The sequence below is a fragment of the Anabaena sp. UHCC 0253 genome, assembly GCF_009712085.1.
GTDB lineage: Bacteria > Cyanobacteriota > Cyanobacteriia > Cyanobacteriales > Nostocaceae > Dolichospermum.
This window is the reverse complement of sequence record NZ_VILD01000001.1, coordinates 90,449-116,065: the sequence shown is the minus strand read 5'-3', so window position 1 is coordinate 116,065 and position 25,617 is coordinate 90,449. Positions and strand designations below refer to the sequence as shown.

Sequence of the window (25,617 nt, the reverse complement as noted above, 5' to 3'; positions counted from 1 at the left end):
ATGCTCTTCAAGAAGGGAAATTAGTTTTCAAGAAATCGCTCGTCAATATATCCAAAATCCCGAAATCCGCAGGGCTGGAGGATATCAAGGTATCCGCAAACGAAGTGATTTTAGACCAGAAATTGCCTCGGCAGTTTTTGCAGCTAATCCTCCACAAATTCTCAAACCAATAATTACTCCCAAAGGAGCGCATATCATTATAGTTGAAGAAATAATTGAACCCCAATTAAATGAAGAAATGCGCGTAAAAATTCTGAGTGATTTATTTACTAATTGGCTAAAAGAGCAAATTAGCAAATTAACAGTTATCGCTACATTAGAAGATGAGACAAATTCTGCTTCACCTCCAGTAGAAATATTGAGTGAAGCTAGTTGAAATGAGAGTAAGTAGAACAGACTAAATAATTCCAGGTTTGTAGTGAGGACTTTAGTCCTCATTTAAGGGCTGAAGCCCTTACTACCAGATCATCTCAATATTTTTTACATTACTTAATCTAAGTTGATTTATTTTTGTCTAGTTACTTAAGTAGGTGAGCGTTAAAAATTGTCGTTGGGGCAAGGGAATAAGAAGAGAGTTTTGGGCGATTTTACTTTTTAGGAAATTTTAATGCTCACCTACTTATGTCATCAATCTAAAGGAGTATAGACATCTTCAGAATGGGTATTAAGATAAGGATATTGTAGTTTAATTTTGTGTAATGCAAATTGTTCAAAAATTGCTGTCATTCGACTTTCAGGTGTATTATTACCTGCTTGCCAAGCCGTAATTAAACCATTAGCAATAATTTGACAACGATTAGTACCAAAACTTTCTTGTTCACCAAATTTATTGTCTGGTTCTTCTGCACAACTTAATCCGGGTGCTAATAGCTTAGTAAATAAAGGAACTTGTGGCGAAAAACTGCCTTGATTTTCTAAATAACCTTTTTTTAATACAGGGTAAACGGCTTGATATTCATGCTTATTGAAATACAGCACTGCCGAGTCATAACGTTGATATTCATCAGGATTATATAAAGCTTTAAATGAGAAAGCAACTTGAATATGATTGAGTTCTCTAGTTAAATTCTCCATTACTGATACTACACCTTCGGGTGATACATTAAAGTATATTCTGACAATATCTTGATGATCTTGATTTCCTAAATTAGATACTGCCATATAAAATCCATTTTGGACTAAATTTTTAGGCATTTTGATTGCTACTAAATTACCAACAGTAGCAGATTTATCAATACTTGATAAGTACAAATCACGCTCAATATGCAAGGTTAAACCATTTTTATGAACTGCTAAAGATCCATCAGCTTCTTCATTAACTACTAACCAATTTTGACTCCAATAGCCTATACCTGTATTATGATTATGTAGTTGTTCATAAAAAGCCATATCTATACCCAATAACCTATTATTGCTCAGATTATTATCCTGGGTATCAGCAGAGTTATGCCAAGAACCATTGTAATAAGCACTGTAAAGAAAATTACGTAATAGAATTCGCAAGTGTTTATTTTGAATATCCAAAGGTAACTTTTTAAAGTTAGATATTACAGATTCTGGCAATTCTAATAAGTTGTATTCTGGATGCTTAATAGCATAAAATGATTCAATTTTTAAATGATTAGTAATATTTTCCAATTTTGCTTGTAATTCTTGTGGCAATTGCAAAAGTTGATTTTGTAGAGAATCTAATACTTGCATATAGAGTTTCCTTTTTTAAGCAAGAGATAAGTTTTGAGAAATTGCTGTTGAAAATTCCGTTCCTAAAATTGTCGGGATAGATGCTTGGGGACGACATAATAAACTCTTAGCAACTTGGAGAATGCAAATACCTGAATTACCAAAGGTTTTTTCATATTGAAGTTTAGCTTGAATAGCTCTAATTAATGCTAAACCGCTAAATTGCATTACTAATGCCAAGAAATTTGGACGGCGTTCTAAAATTTCCGGAAAGTTATCTAAATAACCACTAACTAATGCTGATAAAGAAGGTTGAATCATTGGTAATGGAATAGCAGCTAAACGTAAACATTCTTCAATAGGTATAGTTTTATTAGCCACTATGCTATACAACCAAATTTGTAGATAACTAGCAATTATTGTACCTAAGTCATTAGCAGGATCTCCCCAATTACCTCTTTCCCAATCAATCAATCGGATAATACTTTGATGACCAGGTAATTTCTGCTCAATTTCTGTTTTCCAATTCAAAGATAAAAGAATATTATTGAGTTTGAGATCATTATGAGTTAGACAACAAGGTATAAAAGCCTGACTTAATTCGGCAATTGCTTTTCCTAAATTATCATAACGTTGATAGAGAGCAAAAAACCTTAAACCATCAGCAGGAAGATTGCCAAATATTTGTGGTGTAATTCTATTTAATCCTTTGGCTAAATTGGGAGCTTCTAGAGAAGTTTCAAAGCTTTTTTGATAATTTTCTTGATTTATTGTTGTCCGATGAAATACTCCCAGATTTGAGCCAATCAACTGAGCAATATCAGTGGGAAATACATGATTTTTGGCATAAAATTCTGATAAATCTTGATATTGATTTAGATAGTTAAACACCATAATGGAGTTTTCTAAATCAAAATAAATTGCTTCTGATAAATATGATCGTAAATGATTGATTTCTAGGAATTTCTGACAGAGATCATGAATCTTCCATTCATCTACAAATTCACCTAATGTTTTACCATTTTGATCATGACGCTCTTGTTTAACAAGAAGTTGACGACCATCTGGTAAACTAATTAATAAATTAAAGTTTTTAGCTGATTTTAACTCGATTTTAATTAATGATTGATCTTGTGGATGAATGATTTTGTGATCAACTAGATAGTCAAAAACGTTGGCAGAACTTATTAAAAATGGCATGGGTTTTAATGAAAAATCAGTTAACACCGGTTAGTTAATTAACAAAATATTGAAAAAATAATGTTTAATCTTTGTTATTAAATGAACTCCCTAAATAAGAAATGGAATCTATAGCATAAGCTAATAAAATAAATTCCATAGACTTAATTCCAAATCTAACTAATTCCTGAAAATTGTTACTATCTCCTCCAAATATAGAGACAGATTCCAGATTACTAATTTCATTGATTAATAATTTTTCTTGGGTGATATGTAAATCAGAAATTGTAATTCTTGCCATTTGCTGAATGCCCACTAATTGCAAAATATGATAGCCGCAAAGTGTAGGTAAACACCAGGTATTTATTAATTTATTAATCGGGTTCAATAAGTTATCTAAAACCTTATTCCCCTTTTATTTCAGGGGAACAAGGGTAATAGATTCTTAACTGAACCAGAGTTTTATGGGATTATATAGGCAATTAATTTTGCCTATTATCTCATTTTAATAGTATCCGTAGCCGGCACCGTGAGAGTCATAGCTAAATGATTTAGCTAAAGAGACAACGTTATCAATCGCAAAGCCTAACAGAACAAACTCTTTACCCTTGATACTGTATTGGACTAAATCATATATTCCAGAGCCGCTACCACCTTGAACGGAGATTGTATCTACGTCATTCATTTCATTTAAAAAGCTTTCGGAATCTTGGAACAATTCAGAACCGTTAGCGTGTAATTGAGAAAGTTTAATACTAGCCATGATTTCTTTCCTCCTAAATTAATCGTCAGGCAATTGATATTTTGTGAGAGCCAGTTAAGCTTGCCTTGTCTTAACCGCTGATCTAATTTTTATTCATGAAATTAGAAAAAATCAAGGGTTAGAGCCAGCTAAAAAAGACATAAATAAATGAGTTGAGTCTGTTTATAAAAAGTATTAGCTCTAGGTTTAAACATCTTTATTGATTTTTACTGAAGATTATTTTTAGTGATAATTTGCAAGTTTTTATACTGATAAAACTAATTGTAAATATATAAAAAATCGTGCGTTTCCTATTCATAAGCATAAAAACGCACGATATTTATGAGATTATTCAATAATCAGGATATTGCTTAATTACTGAAATCGTCTCTGAGGTCTTCCATCATCGTATTTAATTCTGTCCTCCAGCTTTCAAGCTCAGTATCTATATCCAGATTTATTGAGGGTTCTACATACCGAGAACCTCTGCGTCTTCTTCTTCTGTAACCACCTACAACATTAGTCAATTCCTCAAGAGTGAGGTCATTGAGCATTTGTTCGCTACTGTGAGGATATATGTCAGCAACTGTTATCCGCATTTTTTACTTTCCTTTCCCAATCTAAGCTGGGATAAAATCAGGCTACAAATTTAACATTTCTTCTCTTATATTTTCGTTTTTCATTCCATCAATTCAAGTTTTTCAAGTTTATTTAGTGGACAGAATTCCAAAATTTTTGTCTGTCAAAACAAAAAACAAAGGAAGTCTTATGAGAGTGACTTCCTTTGCCTTAGATGAATTAAAAACTATAAACTTCTGTCAAAAGTTAGAAGTTTTGAGATTTCGTAATTAACCAACAAATGCTAACCGAGGTGCAACTTCAGCAGGACGTTCTACACCTTTGAGGTAAGCAAGAACAGTATCAGCATCAGATACTTCAAAGGGGTCACTACCACAGTTGTCTTCAAAACCAGGTTCAACGAACATTTTTTCAATCTCGCCGTTATTAACAACCATTGCATAACGCCAAGAACGCATTCCAAAACCGATGTTAGATTTATCAACTAACATTCCCATTTTCCGGGTAAATTCTCCACTACCATCTGGTAACAAGAAGACGTTTTTAGCACCTTGTTGTTTACCCCATTGGAACATAACAAATGCGTCATTAACTGAGAGGCAAATGATTTGGTCAACACCTTGGGCTTTGAATTCTTCAAATAGTTCTTCGTAGCGAGGCAAATGGGTGGAAGAACAGGTGGGGGTGAATGCACCAGGGAGAGCAAATAATACTACTTTTTTACCAGCAAAAATCTCTTCAGTAGTTACATCTTTCCAAGTGTAAGGATTTGGTCCAGGTATAGATTCATCCCGAACACGAGTTTTGAATACTACATTTGGAACGTGAGTAATAGCAGTCATAAATACCTCTTTTTAGATGGAAGATTTTAACTCGTGTTGCTGCTTGATTGCTGGGCATCAATAGCTTATCTTATAAATCAGAATAATTCTGATTTAGGAATTAGTCAATAGTTATAAATACTTATTTTATAATGTATTTATTAAAAAGGTGTAGTTATGAGAAAGGAAGAGTTATAATGGAAGTTTATATCTTTATATAGTTAAGTAAATCCTATGCAGCAAAAAGCTAATGATATTGTCAAAACCCTGAAGAGTAGAGGGTTGAGAGTTACTCCCCAGCGATTTGGGGTTTATGCAAACCTATTAGCCAGAGAAGATCATCCGACGGTTGATCAAATTTTGAGGGACTTGAATCAGGAAGCACCTACTTCCTCCCAAGCCACGGTGTATGCGGCACTTCAGGCACTGCGTGAGGCGGGTTTGGTGCGAGAAGTATTATTAGAAGAAGGGGTATCTCGTTATGATGCCAATGTTGCCCCCCATCATCATTTTCGGTGTAACTGCTGTGGTGCGATTGAAGATATTAACTGGAATGCTTTACCTGATATTGATGTCAGTCAACTGCGGGAGGGGTTAAAAGTAGAACGATATGAGGTGACAGTTGAGGGAATGTGCGATCTGTGTCAGTAACTATAATAAAGTAGATCAGTTAATCTCAAAATAATTTGATGCTAACCCTAACAATTGATGAAATTCAACAAAATCTAATTAGCTATCTTCACCAAGTAGCAGCAGGGGAGAGTATTATTATTATGCAAGCAGGTCAGCCAATTGCCGAAATTAAACCAGTTTCCCCTACTTCTCAAAAAATCAGACCTTATGGTTTGTGTGCTGGAGAATTTACCGTTCCAGATGATTTTGATGCTCCTTTGCCTGAAGATATTTTAAATAGTTTCGAGGGTAAATGAAACTATTTAAAAACCCTCTCCGCGCCTCTGCGCCTCTGCGTGAACTTAATCCTTAATCAACTCTTCCAACATCACCTGTAAATCCTGCGTTAACTCACTAACACCCTTTCGCAAAGCTTGTTTATTTCCCTGACAACTTTCCCATTTTTCATGAACATTAATCGGTTCACCGACAAAAATCATAGCTTGTTTCCAACCTAAACGCGGTCTTCCTGGCAAAGTAGAATCCTGAATGCGAGATAACATATCAAACATTAATAATATCGTTTCTGCAAATCTTTCCGCTGTTGGTTTTTCCTGAATATAATTAGCAGTCACAGCTACAAAACTTTCAGCAATTCTCATGTGCTGCATTTTCAAATCTGCTTCTTGGGCTACCCAATCCGCAAGACCACGTTTAAAAGGTGGTAAACTTTGAATATCAGCGATATCATCCCGATAAATATAATTCCACCCAGCATCTTCTAAACGCCGACATCTATCAATAAAATTACCTTGTGACTGGATATTAAAATATTCTTCTGTAATGGTTAAAGCCGTATCCATTAAGCGGTGTAATCTAGTAATTAATACCTCATTTAGGGGATTTTCTGAAGTTATAATTTCTGTAAATTCTTGATGATAAAAACGACAATAAAATGCTTCCATTTCAGAAATTAGATATTCAGCTAAACGCAGCACCCGCTGATATAAAATTTCTGATTGTTCCTTCCCATTTGTACTAATCTCTGTAACTTCTAAACCGCTATCTGCTTCTAATTTAGATAACAGCCAATCTATTTTTTTCCAAGGTGGGTTAACATAACTATATTTAATGCCAATAGGAATAATAAAAACCTGTTCTTCCCGGTTAGCCTTTTTTAAATCTTCCACACACCAAAAACCCAACTGGGCTACACCCGGTTCTAAGGGACTGACTATACTACTGTGTCCATTTGTACCACCTTCTGGGGCAACAGCTATAGGCATTTCTGCATTTGCAAATAATTCTCGTGCCATTTGGATGGCGTTTTTATCTACGCGTCTTCCCCTACGAATTGGTACACCACCAAGTCTGGAAAATAACCATCCTAACCAATTTCCCGCCCATAGAGTCATTCCCCGTTCATACATAAAATGACTGTGGACTGGGTATTTGAGGTTAATTCCTTTTTTCTTGGCGACCTTGGGGACAATTCGTGATAGCAGATATAACATAGAAAGGGGATCTTCTACCTCTGGGTGACGGAAAGCGATTAAAAATCGGACTTTACCTGCCTGAAATTCGTGGTATAATTTAGCTAAGACTTCAGCGTTTTTAGCTTCAATATTGACAATACCCGCAGGTAGCCAAGGTCTAGTTCTCACCCACAGGATAAAAGGCAAACACCAAGAGACAATTTTAACAATGAGGGGGTTATGACGTTGGGGTATAAATTTGAGTGGTGGTTGGGTGGAATGAATAGATTTAGGCAAGTTGTTCTCCTGTGGTGTGGCGAAAAAACCAAAAATGAGCGATCGCTGCTAATTTAATTATCATAATGAATACACCACCAGACCAGCGAAAATTTGCACCCGCAACACAGCGTAACCGTGAACCTATTTTAGAGGTACTTTTAGAAGTATTGCCTAAACATGGGACTATACTAGAAATAGCCAGTGGCACAGGTGAACACGCTGCATTTTTTGCCTACCACCTAGCACCCCGACAATGGCTACCTTCTGATCCTAACCCCGAACTTCGTGCCAGTATTGCCGCGTGGGCTGAATATTTTCCCTGTGATTCTATTCAACCACCCCTAGATTTAGATGCCAGTTCGCCAATATGGCCTGTAGAAAAAGAGCCGTTACCAGAACCGCCTATTTCTGCTATTGTCAATATTAACATGATTCATATTTCCCCTTGGTCTGCCTGTTTAGGACTCATGGCGGGGGCTGGACGGATTCTCCCACCTGGTGGTATCCTCTATTTATATGGACCATACAAACAAAATGGAGAACATACAGCGCCTAGTAATGCTGCTTTTGATGAATCTTTACAAGCACAAAATCCAGATTGGGGAGTGCGTAATTTAGAAGATATCATCAAAGTGGCGAAGACACACAATTTATCTTTGCAAAAAATCTATCCCATGCCAGCAAATAACTTTTCGCTAATTCTTAAACATCATTAAGGGACTTCCAAATAAAAAAACATTCAAGCACCTAACGGAAAGACAAACCACTCCAGGCACAGAGTTCACAGAGAAAAGAGGCTTTGAGAGATATTTTGCTTAAGTCTTGTTAAAATTAACTAAGTTTCTGTTTTCTAAGAAATGGGTTAATTTTAATCATTGACAAGATAATATCCTATTATTCTTTTTTTGTAAACAGATGAACCCAGAAAATATTATAGTTGTTGCTGCACTGTATAAATTTGTCAGTTTACCTGATTATAAAGAACTGCAAGCACCTTTATTATCTTTTTGCCAGTCACAAGGAATCAAAGGAACTATTTTACTAGCGTCGGAAGGAATTAATGGCACAATTGCCGGTTCTCGTCAGGAAATTGATGGGGTTTTAGCATTTCTGCGGACTGATTCGCGGTTTGCAGATTTAGAACATAAAGAATCTTACACAGAAATTCCGCCTTTTGAACGGCTAAAAGTGCGGTTAAAGCCAGAAATCGTCACTTTGGGATTACCAGAAGTTAACCCTAATGAAAAAGTGGGAACTTATGTTACTCCGGAAGAATGGAATGATTTGATTTCTAACCCGGAAGTGACTGTCATTGATACCCGCAATGATTATGAAGTTACTATTGGTACTTTTAAAGGTGCGAAAAATCCCCAAACTGAAACGTTCCGAGATTTTCCCCAATATGTAGAACAGCATCTTGATTCCCACAAACATAAGAAAGTGGCAATGTTTTGTACTGGGGGTATTCGCTGTGAAAAAGCCTCTTCTTATTTGCTGTCTCAGGGTTTTGAGGAAGTTTATCATCTGAAAGGGGGTATTCTCAAGTATTTAGAAGAAGTTCCCCAGGAAAACAGTTTATGGGAAGGGGAATGTTTTGTTTTTGATGAAAGAGTCGCTGTTCGTCATGGCTTAGAAATGGGAAGTTATGAATTATGCTTTTGTTGTGGACATCCTATTTCTGAAGATGATAAATCTTTACCTAAATATGAAGAAGGTATTTCTTGTCCTCACTGTTTTGATAGTTTGACAGAGGAGAAAAGGGTGCGTCAACAGGAAAAATGGAAACAGTTTCAATTAAACATGAACCGAATTTAAATTATGATTTTATCTCACGCAGAGGCGCAGAGTCTCAGAGAGTAGTAGAGACGTTCCATGGAATGTCTCTACATTTAGAAATCAATTTTTCATAGCTAAGGTTAATCCGTCGGCTATGGGAACTAAACTCAGGGTAATTCGGGAGTCTTGATGTAATTTTCGATTCACAGCCCGAATTTTGTTAGTTTGATTGTCTTGTATTTCTGTATCTGCAACTTTACCCGACCACAGTACATTATCAATGGCAATTAGTCCACCTGGGCGAATTAGTTGGAGCGATCGCTCATAATAGTTCTCATAGTTGCCTTTATCAGCATCAATAAACGCAAAATCAAATGTTCCTGCTTCCCCTGCTGCTAGTAAATGATCTAATGTTTCTAAGGCTGGAGCAAGATGCAAGTCAATTTTATCCTCTACTCCCGCTTGTTGCCAATAACGCCGAGCAATGTTGGTATACTCTTCACTAACATCACAGGCAACTATTTTACCATCGGCGGGTAAAGCTAAAGCGACTACCAAGGAACTGTAGCCAGTAAATACACCTATTTCTAAAGTTTTCTTTGCTCCTATTAGTTTTACCAACAATGCCATAAATTGTCCCTGTTCTGGAGATATTTGCATTCGAGACATTGGCAATTGAGAGGTTTCTTGACGCAGTTGGGTTAAAGTAATTGGTTCGCGGAGAGAAACTGAAAGTAAATAATCATACACGCTTTGTTCTAAACCCAGGGTTTGTTTTGACATAATTTATATTGGGGGATTGATGCACCTATAGCAGGAAACTGGCTTTTAAGTATTGTAATTATTTTTATTCGGGGCGCAAGTCAATATTATTTAACTTACTGGAAAATTATTAATTATTTTATGATAGTTCTTCCTTATCAAATCTATGATAACAAATTTAAAATCAAATGTCAACCCCTAAATCCTCTTTTAAATCCGATACTTTGAGTTAATGAACGACATTTTAAAGTCTCACGCAAAGGCGCAAAGGAATATAAATACATAAGTGTGGTATAAATACATGAAAATTGCTGTAAGTTGAGATATATTCACTAATTTCAGGATTATGACAGGATTTGAACCTTTATTAGCTGCAGCGGTTAGCGGTGTAGCTGTTCCCATTTTTCAATCTCTTTGGGGAAGTGGTGGTAAATTTCTGGGAGTGTTTGGGAAAACTCTGGATGAAAATACTAAACAACTCATTTTTGATGCTTCCAAGAAATATGGACAGAACTATGAAGAAAGACACGGTATTCTCAAAGTTTTGGGAATGCGTGAACCGGTGAAGTTGGAATCTGTGTATACAGCAGTGCAGTTTTTAAATGATGATGCTATTCGTAGTTTTGCATCTATTGAACAATTAGAAGAAGTATATCGTCAAGGGAAAGGTCGGAAGTTTAATTCTCAAGATTGTCAAAAACAAGCAGGAATTGAGATTGCAAATAAAAAACAATATTTGATGGTTTTGGGTGGACCAGGTGCAGGAAAATCTACTTTTTTACGGAAAATGGGAATGGAAGCACTCAAAGGTAAAAAAGGAGGATTTAAACATGATTGTATTCCGGTTTTTATTGAATTAAAAAGGTTTACTTCAAGTGATATTGATATTGAAAAATTTATTATTGAAGAATTTCGGATTTGTGGATTTCCAGTTCCAGAAAAATTTACGACTAAAGCTTTAGAACAAGGTAAATTATTAATTTTACTGGATGGATTAGATGAAGTTCCCAGTCAAAATTTGACTGAGGTAATTAATCAAATTCAAAATTTTGTTGATCAACATGATCAAAATCGGTTTATAGCTTCCTGTCGCATAGCAGCTTACCGCAATAACTTCCAGCGGTTTAGTGATGTGGCTATGGCTGATTTTGATGATGAACAAATTCAGCAATTTATTAATAATTGGTTTCATGGAGAAGATGATCAAAAAGCGAAAACGGGGGATAAATGTTGGGAATTACTGCAAAAACCAGAAAATCAAGCTGCGAAAGAGTTAGCACATACACCTTTATTACTGACTTTTCTTTGTTTGGTATATGACCGTTCTCAGAATTTTCCTAATAATCGCAGTGTGTTATATAAAAAGGCGTTGCGGATTTTATTAGAAGAATGGGCTTCTGAAAAGCGAATTTTGCAAGATGAAATTTATCAAGGATTGCATACAGAATTAGAAGAGTTATTACTTTCAGAAATTGCTTATACTGGGTTTGCATCTAATCGGCTATTTTTCTCACAATCGGAAATTGTTGAACAAATAAAAACCTTTTTGGCGGGTAATTTGAATGCACCACAACATTTAGATGGTGAAGCTGTTTTAAATGCGATCGCAATTCAACAAGGAATTTTAGTAGAACGAGCAGAAGATGTATTTTCGTTTTCTCATTTGACGCTACAGGAATATTTAACCGCACAATATATTGATGATCATCGCTTAGTTGAAAAATTAGTTACTGAACACCTCATAGATGAACGTTGGAAAGAGGTATTTTTGTTAGTTGCTGGAGTAATGCGGGGTGGTACAGATGATTTGTTGTTATTGATGGAAAAGGAAGTACAAAAATATATCAATACCCCAAAATTACAAGCTTTATTAAATTGGGCGGAAGAAGTCACAGTCGGATCTCCAGGTGATTATAAACCTTTTAGGAAACGTGCAGTTGCGATCGCCTATGCCAATAGCTACCCCAGCAACGAGATACACTTCGATATCCCTTATGCCAAAAGATTCGCTCAAGCCATGTCCCATACCGTTGACAAAATTAAACTTGACGCAATCGTATACGCGCAAGCAAAGGCATACACCAACAAAGTTATTATAAACAACCAAAACAATCATATCAAGCTTTTACTAAAAAGCTTATGGAAACATTACTCAATGGTTTTAATCTCACCCCAGAAATGGTTGATTTATCTGAGGAAGAAATCAAAGCCCTAGATAATTATATCGGGGCTAATAGACTGATTATCCAATGCAAAGAAGCAGCAGTGCGGGTATCACCTGCAACATGGGAAGCGATAGAGGCGCGGATGTTGTTGGTGGGGAGTAATTAAAATCCAGTGAGTTTATGTAGAGATGTTGCAACCATAGGATTTTCTGGATAAAATAGCTGATTTGCGCCCTAAAATTAGAGACTATTCTTATAAACTTACTCGCGTCAGAGGGGGTATTCATGAGCCGTCCAATTATTTTGGGTATTGTTGGTGATAGTGCTGCCGGGAAAACAACTCTGACTAAAGGCATTGCTCAGGTACTCGGTCCAGAAAATGTGACCATTATCTGTACAGACGATTACCACCGTTACGATCGCACACAACGGGCGGAAATGGGAATTACAGCCTTACATCCTGATTGTAACTATCTGGATATCATGCAGCAACATTTATCGCTGCTACGGACAGGACAGGCGATTCTCAAGCCGGTTTACAGCCATAAAACAGGCACATTTGAGCCGCCACAATATATCAAACCCAGTAAATTTGTGATTATTGAAGGGTTACTAGGTTATTCTACCCGCGTAGCCCGTGATGCTTATGATGTGAAAGTCTATCTTGCTCCTCCTGAAACACTTCGCGCTGATTGGAAGGTGAAACGGGATACTCAAAAGCGCGGTTATACTCCAGAACAGGTATTAGCGGAGTTAGATAAACGCGAACCTGACTCAGAAATGTATATCCGTCCTCAGCGGCAATGGTCAGATATTGTGGTCAGTTTCTATCCTCCTAGTGATGAGATTGATAACACTAATGGACGTTTAAATGTGCGCTTGGTGCTGCGTCCTTCGATTCCCCACCCTGATTTTACGGAAATTATTCATGCTGGTCATAGTGATTCCCAGTCAGCTATCCGTTTGGGACTAGATAGAGATATGGGAAAACCGGTGGATGTTTTAGAGGTGGACGGTCATGCAACCTTGGAACAGGTGAATAAAATCGAACGGATTATGTGTAACGATATGCCGCATTTAAATAGTGTGTGCGATCGCGAAAGTAATCCAGAATTAGGTAAAATTGCAGGGACAACTGGAGAAACTCTGCAAAGTTACCCTCTCGCCCTCACTCAGTTAATTATTACCTATCATATGCTCAAAGCTACGCAAATTTACCAATAAGTAATTCACGTTGCTCATTCAGTAGCACTTAGGTAATCTCCACAAAAATTAAAGATATTGTCAATGAGGAATAATTGTTCCCATAAATAAGGCATAAATAAGTATTGCATCTACCCAATTATTCCCAATCTCAAATCCTAAATTGGTATGACTTATTGCCTCAGAATAGCCGATTTACCCGAAAATGAACGCCCCCGTGAAAGATTAATCACTCACGGTCCCAAAATTTTAGCTACAGCAGAATTAATCGCTATTCTGTTGGGTACTGGTCAAGGACCGGGTAAACTCTCAGCCGTCGGTTTAGGACAATATATATTACAACAATTGGGTAAAAGTCAGTGTGACCCCTTAGCAGCTTTACGAAATATTACCCCTGCTGAGTTAATGGAAATACCCGGTGTGGGTCCAGCCAAAGCCACAACTATCCTAGCTGCAATTGAATTGGGTAAACGGGCTTTTTTATGCCGTCCTGCTGATGGTACAGTTATTGATAGTCCCATTGCTGCGGCTGCGGTGCTTAGTCAAGACTTGATGTGGCAAGATCAAGAAAGATTTGCAGTATTGTTATTAGATGTCAAAAATAAGTTATTAGGAACAAAAGTAATTACTATTGGTACAGCCACGGAAACTTTAGCCTCTCCCCGTGACATTTTTCGAGAAGTCATTCGTCAAGGTGCTACACGGGTAATAGTTGCCCATAATCACCCTTCTGGGAGTTTAGAACCCAGTGAAGCAGATCTAGAATTAACTCGTCAATTATTAGCCGGTTCGGAACTTCTAGCCATTCCCATTTTAGATCATTTAATCTTAGGTAATGGCACTCATCAGAGTTTACGAGAAATTTCCACTTTGTGGGATGATTGTCCTCAAGTTGATTGATATTCCTACCTGCTTTTTTCTAATTCTTGTAATTCATTCTCTGTGCGTTCATAGGGGTTTGTCTTTGGCTTACCAGTGGGAAATAGGTTCAGAGCAAAATTATTTAAAGCTGTACGGGTTTGAATGCTAGATTTTCCTAACTCACCTGGTAATATCTTATCTCCTATCGTGACAAAGAGAATAAAGGCAATAATAAAAAAGGGTATATATCGTTTCATGTTTCCTTCCTCATTTATTAGAGATTGTCATTGATCTATATTTTTAGGATGCCCTAATGATCATCAAAACAATAACTCACAAATCATATTTTTTTCCGAGAATATGATTCAAGTAACATCATCTCTCAGAACTTCTGCAACAGTTAATTGCCAATATTTAGCTAAATATCGAGAATTAATGTAATATAATCTTAAAAATTAGGAGATATTGTTAAATATGGATTTAACTACCATTTTAGGATTAGTTGCAGGTGCATTAACTACTGTCGCTTTTTTACCGCAAATGTTCCAAACTTGGCGCACCAAATCAGCTAAAGATGTTTCCTATGTGATGCTGATTATCTTCATGAGTGGCTTATTTCTGTGGTTAATCTATGGTATTATCCTTGGTGCTTTACCCATTATTATCGCCAATGCAATGACATTATTTTTTAACTTGATAATTCTATGGCTTAAAATTAGATATAGATAACCGTACTAAAAAAGCTGTGACATCATCTGTATTTGACTTAGAACGCCTCCTGTTTACCCCCGCAACCCCCAATCATGACGCTATCCCGCTCATTTATGCCTTTCCCAATGAGTACACGGTGGGGATAACTAGCCTGGGCTATCAGGTGGTGTGGGCGACTTTGGCTACGCGTGAGGATTTGCAGGTAAGTCGCTTATTTACTGATATTCGTGAACAACTTCCTAGACATCCAGAATTATTGGGTTTTTCTATGTCTTGGGAATTGGATTATGTGAACATTTTTAATCTTTTAGAATCTTTAGAAATTCCTTTGCGGGCTAATTCTCGTCACCGAAATCATCCTTTAATTTTTGGTGGTGGACCAGTTCTCACAGCCAACCCTGAACCTTATGCTGAATTTTTTGATATTATATTGTTGGGAGATGGTGAAAATCTCCTTGGTGATTTTATAGATACTTATAAAAAAGTCAGAAATGCAGATAGGGAAACTCAATTAAAAACATTATCGCAAGTTCCAGGAATTTATATTCCTAGTTTATATGTAATTGAATATATAGCACCAGATGGAGAAATAAAATCAATTAGTCCCATTGCGGCGGAAATTCCCCCAACTATCCAAAAGCAAACTTATCGAGGAAATACCCTTTCTACTTCTACTATCGTCACAGAAAAAGCTGCTTGGGAAAATATTTATATGGTGGAAGTGGTGCGGAGTTGTCCGGAAATGTGCCGCTTTTGTTTAGCCAGTTATTTAACTTTACCTTTTAGAACTGCGAGTTTAGAAACTTCTTTAATTCCGGGAATTGAACGCGGTTTAACAGTTACAAACCGTTTAGGTTTATTGGGTGCTTCTGTGACTCAACATCCAGAATTTACCGAATTATTGGATTATATTAGTAAACCAAAATATGATGATGTGCGGTTAAGTTTGGCTTCGGTGAGAACCAATACAGTAACAGTCAAATTAGCCCAAACTTTGGTGAAACGGGATACAAGATCATTGACAATTGCGGTTGAAAGTGGTTCAGAAAAAGTTCGCAAAATTGTCAATAAAAAATTGGAGAACGATGAAATTATTCAAGCAGCTATAAATGCAAAAGCTGGTGGTTTATCGAGTTTAAAACTCTATGGAATGGTGGGAATTCCCGGTGAAGAAGCCGAAGATTTAGACGCGACTGTAACAATGATGCAAACTGTTAAAAAAGCTGCTCCTGGTTTGCGGCTAACACTGGGATGCAGTACCTTCGTACCTAAGTCACATACACCATTTCAATGGTTTGGGGTTAACAAACAAGCAGAAAAGCGGTTACAATTATTACAAAAACAACTAAAACCTCAAGGGATAGAGTTTAGACCAGAAAGTTATAATTGGTCAATTATACAGGCTTTGTTGTCCAGAGGCGATCGGCGACTTTCCCAATTATTAGAATTAACCCGTGATTTTGGTGACTCTTTGGGAAGTTACAAACGGGCTTTTAAACAACTAAAAGGACAAATTCCCGACTTAGATTTTTATGTTCATAGTAATTGGTCAACTGAGAAAATTTTACCTTGGAATCACTTGCAAGGTCCCTTACCTCAGTCTACACTAATTAAGCATTTGCAGGAGTCAAGGAGTCAGGAGTCAGATTAATGCCTCATCTAAGGTGTGGTTTTTTACTACTAAAAACCCCAATTGATTGCCTGTAAACCCTGTTATAATCGGTTGAAGTTGGAAAAATCGCAATACTGCCGAATTTACTGTAAAGTTACAGATTGGATTTAAATTACTTTCTGAAGGAGTTAATTATGGGGACATTATTTAATCAAGAACCTAGAAACTATCGTCATTGCGAAAATACGGAATCTTACATCGAAAATACTATTAAGTTAAGCAAAAAGTATAAAATAACGATTGATCAAGTTATTGCAATTGAGCAATTATTGGAGTGTAAACGTCGCAATGATCTATACGTAGACAATGGTGATATACATGATGAACAGATGGCAGGTATTGGTGAATTATTGCGAAATTTGGTTTCTGTAATTGAGGAGAAAATAAACATTGATCCCGATTATACGTAATTATTAACCACTTCTAATTCACTCAAACGGGTAATGGTAGCGGAGAATTGACCAACAGAGATCGCTGTATAATCAGTACTGTTGATTGCTGTGCTACTAATGGTGTAATTAATCGTTGTACTGACAGCCGCCGCTTCATTCAAACTGATAGTAAATGTGTTATTACTCTGGAAAGTGTTTTGATGTCAAAGTTTTCCCAATTAAGCTGTCAGGAGATAGAAGCCATGTTTTTAGTGAGTGATATTAAGCAAACAAGGGTATATCAGGAAGCAAAACAAGAGGGTGAACAAGAAGGTAGACAAGAAGGTAGACAAGAAGGTGAGAAAAACTTACTGCTGCGGCAGTTATCTAAGCGGTTTGGAAAATTGGCAGATGTGTATATCCAAAGTATTAACAATTTAAACATCACACAACTTGAAGACCTGGGAGAAGCATTATTAGACTTTGCAGAAATTAGCGACTTGGAACAGTGGCTAATTTCTCATACAGAATCATAGATATAGATAATTATCTAAAATCTTTTCTTCCAGTCTCATTTTTTCTTATTTCTACCTCCTGATTCCTTGACTCAAAATGAATCAAATTATTACTCAAGTTGATGCTTTTACAAATACACCTTTTAAAGGAAATCCTGCGGCTGTCTGTGTTTTAGATAGTCCACAATCTGCATTATGGATGCAAAATATCGCCCAGGAAATGAATTTATCAGAAACCGCGTTCTTAGTTAAACAAGATGACGGTTTCAATTTACGTTGGTTCACACCGACAGTAGAAGTTCCCCTGTGTGGACACGCCACCTTAGCCAGCGCCCATGTATTATGGTCTCAAGGATATTTATTACCAAATCAAGAGGCGCGTTTTTATACAAAAAGTGGTATACTAATAGCTAAACTAGAAAATGATTGGATTCAGTTAGATTTTCCGGTAAATCTTTCCCAAGCGATAGAATCACCTCCAGAATTAAGTCAAGTTTTAGGAGTAACTTGTAAATCTGTAGTCGAAAATTCTTTGGGTTATTTAGTAGAAGTAGAATCTGAGCAATTAGTCAGAGAAATGCAGCCCAATTTCCAACAGATGAAAACCCTCACTAAGGCTGATATTATCGTTACTAGCATCGCCAATATTCACTCAGAATATGATTTTGTCTCCCGCTTTTTTGCCCCAGGTTTAGGGATTAATGAAGATCCTGTAACTGGTGCAGCACATTGTTGTTTAGCACCTTTTTGGCGGGATAAATTGGGAAAAGATGAATTTTTAGCCTATCAAGCTTCTAGTCGGGGTGGTGTGGTAAAAGTGTACTATCCAGGAAAAGATCGCGTCTTTATATCTGGACAAGCTGTAACAGTAATGCGAGGAGAATTAATTATAAATTAATATCATATCAGATCCCCGACTTCTTTCAGAAATTGGGGATAGAAGACAATGATTAGGTTAATATTTGTAATTAATTTTTTAGATTTAATCTGACGCTTATCGGGCATTATTGACTATGAACATCCTTTAATGAAGGAAGTTGAGCAATAAATAAATTGAGGTTTCAATTTTTTATAGGTCATAATGTCAATAATACCGTCCTCAAGAGGGATGGTGATTTGATAAAAATGTGAGAATTCAGCAAGTAAGATATCAGTCAATTCTGAATTTTACATAAATTAACCCATACTAAAAACTGAAAAAATGACCATTAATCGTGTAAATAATAGAAATCTTCTCCAAAAATCTGATTGGCCTGTTCAAGATTTACCAGGATTAAGTCCAGAAGATCAAGCCCAACTAAAAAATTGTGGCATCAATACCACAGAAGAACTACTTAAAAGAGGTCAAACTCCCGAAGAGAGAATAGTATTAGCAGGTAAATTAAAGGTAAATATCCATTCTGTGAATAAATGGGTAGTTTTGGCAGGTTTAGCCCGTGTTCCCAGTGTAGGAACTCAATATTGCGGTATATTGCTTCACTCTGGTGTTATTTCCATAGCCCAATTAGCGCAAACTCCTACTCACAGATTACATAGACAAGTTATGCGTTTGCAAGTAGCAACATTGCATAACCGCGATTTATGTCCAGCAGTTGAATTAGTCCAACAATGGAGTCACCAAGCCCAAGCGATGGGTAATTAATAATTGACAATTGACAATTGGTTATTCCTTCGCTAGGACACCGTTAAGAAATATATCCGCCAATCCTTCCGCCATTTTTTGCATTTCTTGGGGGGAGGCATTGGGTTCTATGAGGGTATTATCAGAGAAACCAGCGATCGCAAATAAACCCAAAAAAACCTTAGCTACAAGTTTGGCATCCATCTGACGATAGATGCCTTTATCCATGGCCGTTTGAAAAAATGCTTCTGCAACATCTGTCATTTTATCAATAACTTCTGTTTGAATGCGATCGCGCAAATCTGGATGAAACTGCACTTCCATAAAGCAAACGCGCATAATATCGGCGTTTTTTTGTAAATTCCACATCCGACGGCGCATAACTTGGGCGATCGCCTTATAGCTACCCATTTCGCTGAGTTCTGTCAGCAAATCCGTGAGAATATCTACCCAGCCACTAGTAGCCACTTCCACCAAAATTGCTTTTTTATTGGCAAAATGACGAAAGAGAGTTCCTTCGGCTATCCCTGCTGATTTTGCTAAATCACGGGTTGTAGTTCCCTCGAATCCTTGGGCGGCAAACAACCGTTGTGCTGCTTGCAAAATGCGTGTGCGCGTCTGTGCTTCTGACGGTGGAGGAGAATGGAAAACTCGCATGGTAGTTATTTTGATATCTCCAAAACAAGATTTGTAGCCCTATTGTGCAACATTGAATGCCAAAAACACAGAAAGCTTAATAGAAGGTTAACTCTCTTTGTGTTAGTTACTCGATTTCTCAAGGAATGTAAATTTACTTTAACTTTTGCTTATGCACCAGGCAATTTTAGATTTATTCCGGGGTGACGCGAAAAAGTCACCATTCCGTCGTCTCGTAGCCGCTGCTTTGGCGCTGATAGTATTTGGATGGGGGTGGATGCCAGAAATGGCCATAGCCCTGCAAAAATCCCAAAATTCCATTCAACCTTACTTAGAACGAGTAATTAATCAATTAACAGAATTTAGTCTTGATAATGGGCTGAAATTCATTGTTTTAGAAAGACATCAAGCGCCTGTAGTTTCCTTTGTCACTTATGCTGATGTTGGTGGTATTGATGAACCAGATGGACAAACAGGTGTAGCCCACTTTCTCGAACATCTGGCATTTAAAGGGACAAAGCGCATAGGTACTACAGATTACAAAGCTGAAGCACCACTTCTCGAAAAGTTAGAACAGTTAGATAACCAAATCAAAACTGCCAAAACTAACGGCAAAAAAGATGACTTAGCCCGCTTAGAAACTGAGTTTCAATCAGTAGAAACCCAAGCCCTCAAATTAGTTAAACAAAACGAAATGGGGCAAATTGTCGAACAAGCTGGAGGTGTAGGTTTAAACGCTACGACTTCCTCCGAAGCAACTCGCTATTTTTACAGTTTTCCATCTAATAAATTAGAACTGTGGATGTCTTTAGAATCTGAACGCTTTTTAGAACCTGTATTTCGGGAATTCTATAAAGAAAAAGATGTAATTTTGGAAGAAAGACGGATGCGAGTAGATAATTCACCTATCGGCCAGATGGTGGAAAAATTCATAGATACTGCTTTCAAAGTTCATCCTTACCGACGACCAGTAATTGGTTATGATGAGGATATTCGCAACTTAACACCGGAGAACGTCAAGAAGTTTTTTGATGCTTACTATCCTCCCAGCAATTTAACGATCGCTATTGTTGGAGATGTCAATCCAGTAGAAGTAAAAAAACTGGCACAAACTTACTTTGGACGTTATGCAGCTAAACCCAAACCCCAGCAAAAATTACCAGTAGAACCCCCACAAACCGCTACAAGGGAAGTTACTTTAGAATTACCTACCCAACCTTGGTATTTAGAAGGTTATCATCGTCCTGCTGTTACCCATCCTGACAATGCAGTATATGAATTGATGGGTAGTTTATTGAGTGACGGGAGAACATCAAGACTTTATAAGTCGTTGGTAGAAAAACAAAGTTTAGCCCTGAATGCTCAAGGTTATAGTGGATTTCCGGGGGATAAATATCCTAATCTCATGTTCTTTTATGCTCTCACATCTCCAGGCAAAACAGTGGATGAAGTGGCGATCGCTTTAAGAGAAGAAATTGAAAAATTGAAAATTGAACCTGTATCTGCGGTGGAATTAGCAAGACTGAAAACCCAAGCCAGAGCAGGTTTATTACGCACTCTTGATTCTAACATGGGCATGGCGCAACAGTTGTTAGAATATGAGGTAAAAACTGGTTCTTGGCGGAATTTGTTTCAGCAATTAGAGAAAATTGCCGCCGTGACTCCTGAAGATATTCAAAGAGTAGCAAAAACAACTTTTACGCCAGAAAATCGCATAGTTGGGAAGTTGTTATCAAAACAACAAGGATAAGGGCGGAATTAAAAATTAATAATTAAAAATTAAAAAAGCAACCTATTCCAGCTTTTTGGAGATTTTTAATAGTTAGTTAATTTACGCCGTGTTGTCCTCAAAATTCTTAAATTCAAACAGGATTAATCTTTCAATCCTGAACCAAAATTGCAGACAAATATGTTGAGGTTTGATTTGAAAAGCAAAAAATCACCATTTTCTAAGGGACAAAGATTTGTTTTTACCTTAGTTGTTGTTGTTGCTTGTTTACTGGTAAGTTTTAATTTTTCGGCGACGAATTTCTCTCTAGCAGCAACAGCAGCAAAGCATTACACAGAGTTGAAATTTTCTCCAGTTTCAGAAATTAAATTACCCAAGTATGAACGGTATGTACTAGAAAATGGTTTGGTAGTTTATTTGATGGAAGATCATGAATTACCATTAGTAACTGGTACAGCATTAGTAAGAACAGGTAGCCGTTGGGAACAAGCTGAAAAAACGGGTTTAGCTAGTTTGGTAGGTTCTACGTTGCGGAGTGGTGGCACTCAAAAGCATTCTGCTAATGAGTTAAATGAGATTTTAGAACAACGAGCCGCAGCCGTAGAAACAGATATTGGTGAAGCTGCTGGTAGTGCTAGTTTTGAAGCCCTGAGTGAAGATTTAGAAACCGTATTTGGGCTATTTACTGAGGTACTGCGAGAACCAGCTTTTGCTCAAGAAAAGTTGGATTTGGATAAAACTCAGATTCGCGGTAGTATTGCCCGACGGAATGATAATCCTAATAGTATTGCCAGTAGAGAGTTGAGAAAATTAATTTATGGGAGAGAAAGTCCCTTTGCGCGAACCGTTGAATATGCAACTTTAGAGCAAATTTCCCGTGCAGATGTGGTGAAGTTTTATCAGCAATATTTTCACCCCAATAATTTAATTTTAGGGATTGTTGGCGATTTTGATCCTCAACAAATGCGATCGCTCATTCAATCCCAATTTGGTGACTGGAAATCCAACCTACAAATTGCTAAAAACCAGTTACCAGAAGTCACTCAAGCTAATTTAGGCGGTGTATTCGTCGTTAATCAACCCCAACTTACTCAAAGCAGCGTCTTAATTGGTCATTTAGGTGGAAAATTCAATAATCCTGACTATCCCGCCTTAGATGTCATGAATGGCGTTTTAAATGGATTTGGGGGACGCTTATTTAATGAATTGCGATCGCGTCAAGGTTTAGCTTATTCTGTTTATGGGATGTGGAGTCCCCGTTTTGACTATCCAGGAACATTCGTGGCTGGTGGACAAACTCGCACAGAAACCACAGTCCAATTTATCAAATCACTGCAAACTGAAATTAAACGTTTGCAAACTCAAAACATCACAGCCCAAGAATTAAATAAAGCCAAAGACTCGACACTAAACTCCTTTGTCTTCAATTTTCAAAATCCTAGCCAAACCTTATCTAGGTTAATGCGCTACGAATATTATGGTTATCCCGCTGATTTCCTATTTCGCTATCAAAAAGCTATTACTTCTACCACAGCAGCAGATGTAAAACGGGTAGCTCGGAAATACCTGAAACCAGAAAAATTAGTTACTTTAGTAGTAGGAAATCAAACTGCTATCAAAGAACCATTAACCAATTTAGCCGCCCAGGTAACAAACATAGATATTACCATTCCCAACTTTCAACCAGCAGCTAAGAATTAATAACCTAAGTTGGTGATTGGTGATTGGTAATGGGTAATGGGTAATGGGTAATGGGTAATGGGTAATGGGTAATGGGTGAGTAAATTTCTGTTTTCATCCTGTTAATCTTTTAATCCTGTACTTCGACTTCGCTCAGTAACCACCTGATTCTGACAATTTCCCTAAATAGCAACTTAATAGAATTTAAATCCCCGATTTCTTAAAGAAGTCGGGGATTTTGTTATTGTATTTATTGTAAGATAGTTCTTCCTTATCAACTCCATGATAACATACTGAAAATTTTTTGTCAACACCATAAAATCACTTTTTTCCGGTTGGCGTTTTTGTGTGAAACCCAGGGTGGGTTAACGTGCAAGCTAACCCACCAACAACGGATTCCGCAAATCCTACATACTGGTTTGAGGATTTGTGGAGTGATTTTTTTCCTCCTCTACAAACTCCTCAACTGCATAAACATCAGGCCATACAGTTGCACCATGTTCATAGTTATCAATCCCAATTTTATCGGCTTTAGGATTAACACGCAGCTTACCAATGGCATTGAGTCCAGTGAACATAACAAAGGCAAAAGCAATAGTGAAAACTGATACTGCAACTACGCCCAGAATCTGCACACCTAGCAAATCAAAACCACCACCTAATAACAGACCGGCTTTTTTATTCAAAGTCAATTCTGACTGACCTAAAAAGCCAACTGCCAGTGTACCCATCATGCCATTAATACCGTGAACTGCAAATGCTCCCACAGGGTCATCAATTTTGCATGATTCAATAATATCAATGCCGACAACTACTAAAATTCCACCCGTTAACCCAATCACAACCGCCGCCCAAGGTGCTACAAAAGCGCAACCTGCGGTAATACCTACCAAACCGGCTAAAGAACCATTCAGACAATAGACTAAATCCCATTTACCTGAACGTTTGTATTGATAAAACAATGCTGCTAACGCCCCAGCACCAGCACCAAGGGTAGTATTCAGGGTGATTAAACCAATTAAGCCAGGATTACCAGCACCTAGAGTTGAACCAGGGTTAAAGCCGTACCAGCCAAACCAGAGAATCATTGTTCCCATAGCCGCCAAACCCAAATTATGGGCGGGGGGAATCTGTCCCCAAGGAGTCCGTCCAGGCCGAGGTCCAAGTAAAAAAGCACCAACTAAGGCAGTCCAACCACCCACGGTGTGAACTACGGTACTACCAGCAAAGTCATGAAAACCCATTTTCGATAACCAGCCGCTGGAGTTCCATACCCAATGTACAATTAGGGGATAGCTAAATGCGCCCATAATTGCACTGTAGATTAAATCACCCACAAAGTCTGTTCTTCCTGCCATTGCCCCAGTTGTAATTGTACTGGCTGTAGCTGCAAAGGCAAACTGGAAGAAGAACAAGGTATAAGCATTGAGTCCAGAAGCAATTCCTGGTACACCACCGTTGGTAAACACACCATCAGTAGGTAGTTGGCTTAAGAAGAAAGTATCTGTACCAATAAACCCACCAGCACTTGTTCCAAAAGCAATTCCAAAGCCTACACCCCACCACACAATAATAGTGACAGCAGCATCAATAAAGTTTTCCAATAGGGCGTTAACTACACCTCTTTGGCGCAGTAAACCCGCTTCCAACATGGAAAACCCGGTTTGCATGAAGAATACTAAAAAGCCTGTGAGTAAGACCCAGGTAGTATCAATGGAAACTTGTAATTGTTTGGTTGTTGCATCTAAAGATTCCAGCGTCACAGGATCTGCTGCCTGGACAACTGTAGGCGCAAAAATTGCCAACACCATTGAACCAATAGCTAGTGCTAGAAGGCGATACAAGGGACGAATACGTTTATTCATTGTTGTTTTTCCTGCTAGAAAAGCTGTAATTAATATTGTTCATCAAACGACCTGAATAACTTAATTAAAGTTAGGTTTTTTATCTCATGTTCATGTTGACAAATCTGCCCAAATACATGATTGTTTTTGCAAAAATAGCTAAACAATATCATAATTGAGATCATTAGCCAATATGCAGTTTACAAATCTGTCATACTTGTTCAATATGATTAAGAACAATAGACGGAGAACAGAGGCAGAAATTATTAAGTTAATTCCTGCTTTTAGGAAGTGAAATTGTCATTAACTTTATTTAAAGTTGGTTGATTCTCTATTTAATAACGATCAATATTCTGTATCAGAAAATACATTTTTTTGGTGTTTTGGTAATTTATGGCCTCGGCAAGAATACAGAAAATACCTTTATTATCGAAAATATCAGCATTTGCTGTGATCTAGGTCTCATAATCACAGCTTAAATATATAAATATACAAAATTCTGATATTTATTCGTAAATAAATAAGTAATATTTATGTGCAGGGGGCTAAAAAGTTTTTGAGCTTAAAAAGCAGGAAATACAAAGCTAGAAGTTATACGACGTAGGTTGGGTTGACGCAAGGAAACCCAACATTAATGATAATAATGCCTTCATGGGTAGTGTTGGGTTTCATTTCATTCAAATTACTATATTATTCTGCATAGA

The 25,617-nt window shown here is 37.3% G+C and carries 27 protein-coding genes and 1 pseudogene; 17 read left to right on the top strand and 11 right to left on the bottom strand.

Features of this window, described 5'->3' with window-relative positions; genetic code table 11:
- Window positions 1–376: pseudogene (locus tag FJR38_RS27940) on the top strand (peptidylprolyl isomerase); the annotation flags it as partial.
- A gap of 251 nt (window positions 377–627) precedes the next feature.
- Here the strand turns inward: FJR38_RS27940 and FJR38_RS00565 are convergent.
- The 6 genes from FJR38_RS00565 to FJR38_RS00540 all read right to left on the bottom strand — a co-directional run bounded on the left by FJR38_RS00565 (window position 628) and on the right by FJR38_RS00540 (window position 5,022).
- Complete coding sequence (locus tag FJR38_RS00565; protein ID WP_168534849.1) at window positions 628–1,701, bottom strand: T3SS effector HopA1 family protein; 1,074 nt, start codon at window positions 1,699–1,701, stop codon at window positions 628–630.
- A 15-nt stretch (window positions 1,702–1,716) separates the two neighbouring features.
- A complete protein-coding gene (locus tag FJR38_RS00560) occupies window positions 1,717–2,880 on the bottom strand; it encodes a phosphotransferase (RefSeq protein WP_168496016.1) in 1,164 nt (387 codons plus the stop codon).
- 64 nt (window positions 2,881–2,944) lie between these two features.
- On the bottom strand, window positions 2,945–3,160 hold the full coding sequence (locus FJR38_RS00555) for a hypothetical protein (protein WP_168496014.1): 216 nt from the start codon (window positions 3,158–3,160) through the stop codon (window positions 2,945–2,947).
- A 204-nt stretch (window positions 3,161–3,364) separates the two neighbouring features.
- On the bottom strand, window positions 3,365–3,622 hold the full coding sequence (locus tag FJR38_RS00550) for a hypothetical protein (protein WP_168496012.1): 258 nt from the start codon (window positions 3,620–3,622) through the stop codon (window positions 3,365–3,367).
- Window positions 3,623–3,972: 350 nt separating this feature from the next.
- Window positions 3,973–4,200: a hypothetical protein gene (locus FJR38_RS00545; RefSeq protein WP_168496010.1), complete on the bottom strand. Its 228-nt coding sequence runs from the start codon at window positions 4,198–4,200 to the stop codon at window positions 3,973–3,975.
- 249 nt (window positions 4,201–4,449) lie between these two features.
- Window positions 4,450–5,022 carry a peroxiredoxin gene (locus FJR38_RS00540; protein WP_168534847.1) on the bottom strand — a complete coding sequence of 191 codons (573 nt, stop codon included), beginning with the start codon at window positions 5,020–5,022 and terminating at the stop codon, window positions 4,450–4,452.
- A 213-nt stretch (window positions 5,023–5,235) separates the two neighbouring features.
- Here FJR38_RS00540 and FJR38_RS00535 point away from each other — a divergent pair, with 213 nt between their 5' ends.
- Together FJR38_RS00535 and FJR38_RS00530 are read left to right on the top strand one after the other, a co-directional pair.
- A complete protein-coding gene (locus tag FJR38_RS00535; protein WP_168534845.1) occupies window positions 5,236–5,652 on the top strand; it encodes a Fur family transcriptional regulator in 417 nt (138 codons plus the stop codon).
- 38 nt (window positions 5,653–5,690) lie between these two features.
- Window positions 5,691–5,930, top strand: coding sequence for a type II toxin-antitoxin system Phd/YefM family antitoxin (locus tag FJR38_RS00530; protein WP_168534843.1), 240 nt, complete (start codon window positions 5,691–5,693; stop codon window positions 5,928–5,930).
- Window positions 5,931–5,975: 45 nt separating this feature from the next.
- Here the strand turns inward: FJR38_RS00530 and FJR38_RS00525 are convergent, their stop codons facing one another.
- Complete coding sequence (locus FJR38_RS00525; protein ID WP_168534841.1) at window positions 5,976–7,385, bottom strand: 1-acyl-sn-glycerol-3-phosphate acyltransferase; 1,410 nt, start codon at window positions 7,383–7,385, stop codon at window positions 5,976–5,978.
- 65 nt (window positions 7,386–7,450) lie between these two features.
- Here FJR38_RS00525 and FJR38_RS00520 point away from each other — a divergent pair, with 65 nt between their 5' ends.
- Both FJR38_RS00520 and FJR38_RS00515 read left to right on the top strand, forming a co-directional pair.
- A complete protein-coding gene (locus FJR38_RS00520) occupies window positions 7,451–8,083 on the top strand; it encodes a DUF938 domain-containing protein (RefSeq protein ID WP_168495998.1) in 633 nt (210 codons plus the stop codon).
- Window positions 8,084–8,282: 199 nt separating this feature from the next.
- Complete coding sequence (locus FJR38_RS00515) at window positions 8,283–9,182, top strand: rhodanese-related sulfurtransferase (protein WP_168534839.1); 900 nt, start codon at window positions 8,283–8,285, stop codon at window positions 9,180–9,182.
- An 81-nt stretch (window positions 9,183–9,263) separates the two neighbouring features.
- On the opposite strand, the gene FJR38_RS00510 is transcribed toward FJR38_RS00515, so the two are convergent.
- The gene (locus FJR38_RS00510) at window positions 9,264–9,926 is read right to left on the bottom strand and encodes a class I SAM-dependent methyltransferase (protein ID WP_168534837.1); all 663 of its coding nucleotides are present in this window, start codon (window positions 9,924–9,926) and stop codon (window positions 9,264–9,266) included.
- A gap of 325 nt (window positions 9,927–10,251) precedes the next feature.
- Here FJR38_RS00510 and FJR38_RS00505 point away from each other — a divergent pair, with 325 nt between their 5' ends.
- The 4 genes from FJR38_RS00505 (at window position 10,252) to radC (ending at window position 14,173) form a co-directional block, all read left to right on the top strand.
- Entirely contained in the window at window positions 10,252–12,120 is a 1,869-nt protein-coding gene (locus tag FJR38_RS00505) for an NACHT domain-containing NTPase (RefSeq protein WP_254449290.1), read from the top strand.
- A complete protein-coding gene (locus FJR38_RS27935) occupies window positions 12,045–12,236 on the top strand; it encodes a hypothetical protein (protein WP_371418120.1) in 192 nt (63 codons plus the stop codon). The genes FJR38_RS00505 and FJR38_RS27935 overlap by 76 nt, the downstream gene beginning before the upstream one ends.
- 119 nt (window positions 12,237–12,355) lie before the next feature.
- Window positions 12,356–13,294 carry a phosphoribulokinase gene (locus FJR38_RS00500; RefSeq protein ID WP_168534835.1) on the top strand — a complete coding sequence of 313 codons (939 nt, stop codon included), beginning with the start codon at window positions 12,356–12,358 and terminating at the stop codon, window positions 13,292–13,294.
- Between the two features lie 147 nt (window positions 13,295–13,441).
- Window positions 13,442–14,173: a DNA repair protein RadC gene (gene radC, locus FJR38_RS00495; RefSeq protein WP_168534833.1), complete on the top strand. Its 732-nt coding sequence runs from the start codon at window positions 13,442–13,444 to the stop codon at window positions 14,171–14,173.
- Window positions 14,174–14,178: 5 nt separating this feature from the next.
- Here radC and FJR38_RS00490 read toward each other — a convergent pair whose 3' ends face one another.
- Entirely contained in the window at window positions 14,179–14,391 is a 213-nt protein-coding gene (locus FJR38_RS00490; protein ID WP_168534831.1) for a hypothetical protein, read from the bottom strand.
- A 217-nt stretch (window positions 14,392–14,608) separates the two neighbouring features.
- Here FJR38_RS00490 and FJR38_RS00485 point away from each other — a divergent pair, with 217 nt between their 5' ends.
- From FJR38_RS00485 to FJR38_RS00460, 6 genes are all read left to right on the top strand, one after another.
- Window positions 14,609–14,863, top strand: a complete 255-nt coding sequence (locus tag FJR38_RS00485; RefSeq protein ID WP_168495982.1) for a SemiSWEET transporter — start codon at window positions 14,609–14,611, stop codon at window positions 14,861–14,863.
- A gap of 16 nt (window positions 14,864–14,879) precedes the next feature.
- The gene (locus FJR38_RS00480; protein WP_168534829.1) at window positions 14,880–16,496 is read left to right on the top strand and encodes a radical SAM protein; all 1,617 of its coding nucleotides are present in this window, start codon (window positions 14,880–14,882) and stop codon (window positions 16,494–16,496) included.
- 122 nt (window positions 16,497–16,618) lie between these two features.
- Window positions 16,619–16,927 (top strand): hypothetical protein, encoded by a 309-nt coding sequence (locus tag FJR38_RS00475; RefSeq protein ID WP_217359960.1) that lies wholly within the window; start codon window positions 16,619–16,621, stop codon window positions 16,925–16,927.
- A 182-nt stretch (window positions 16,928–17,109) separates the two neighbouring features.
- Window positions 17,110–17,424 carry a DUF4351 domain-containing protein gene (locus FJR38_RS00470; RefSeq protein WP_168534827.1) on the top strand — a complete coding sequence of 105 codons (315 nt, stop codon included), beginning with the start codon at window positions 17,110–17,112 and terminating at the stop codon, window positions 17,422–17,424.
- 76 nt (window positions 17,425–17,500) lie between these two features.
- Window positions 17,501–18,301 carry a PhzF family phenazine biosynthesis protein gene (locus FJR38_RS00465; RefSeq protein ID WP_168534825.1) on the top strand — a complete coding sequence of 267 codons (801 nt, stop codon included), beginning with the start codon at window positions 17,501–17,503 and terminating at the stop codon, window positions 18,299–18,301.
- Window positions 18,302–18,604: 303 nt separating this feature from the next.
- Window positions 18,605–19,045 carry a DUF4332 domain-containing protein gene (locus FJR38_RS00460; RefSeq protein ID WP_168495974.1) on the top strand — a complete coding sequence of 147 codons (441 nt, stop codon included), beginning with the start codon at window positions 18,605–18,607 and terminating at the stop codon, window positions 19,043–19,045.
- 21 nt (window positions 19,046–19,066) lie between these two features.
- On the opposite strand, the gene FJR38_RS00455 is transcribed toward FJR38_RS00460, so the two are convergent.
- Window positions 19,067–19,681, bottom strand: a complete 615-nt coding sequence (locus tag FJR38_RS00455) for a TetR/AcrR family transcriptional regulator (RefSeq protein ID WP_168495972.1) — start codon at window positions 19,679–19,681, stop codon at window positions 19,067–19,069.
- 151 nt (window positions 19,682–19,832) lie between these two features.
- Here FJR38_RS00455 and FJR38_RS00450 point away from each other — a divergent pair, with 151 nt between their 5' ends.
- Window positions 19,833–21,410: a pitrilysin family protein gene (locus FJR38_RS00450; RefSeq protein ID WP_168534823.1), complete on the top strand. Its 1,578-nt coding sequence runs from the start codon at window positions 19,833–19,835 to the stop codon at window positions 21,408–21,410.
- 159 nt (window positions 21,411–21,569) lie between these two features.
- On the top strand, window positions 21,570–23,090 hold the full coding sequence (locus tag FJR38_RS00445; protein ID WP_168534821.1) for a pitrilysin family protein: 1,521 nt from the start codon (window positions 21,570–21,572) through the stop codon (window positions 23,088–23,090).
- Between the two features lie 386 nt (window positions 23,091–23,476).
- Here the strand turns inward: FJR38_RS00445 and FJR38_RS00440 are convergent, their stop codons facing one another.
- The gene (locus FJR38_RS00440; RefSeq protein ID WP_168534819.1) at window positions 23,477–24,934 is read right to left on the bottom strand and encodes an ammonium transporter; all 1,458 of its coding nucleotides are present in this window, start codon (window positions 24,932–24,934) and stop codon (window positions 23,477–23,479) included.
- Between the last annotated feature and the right edge of the window lie 683 nt (window positions 24,935–25,617).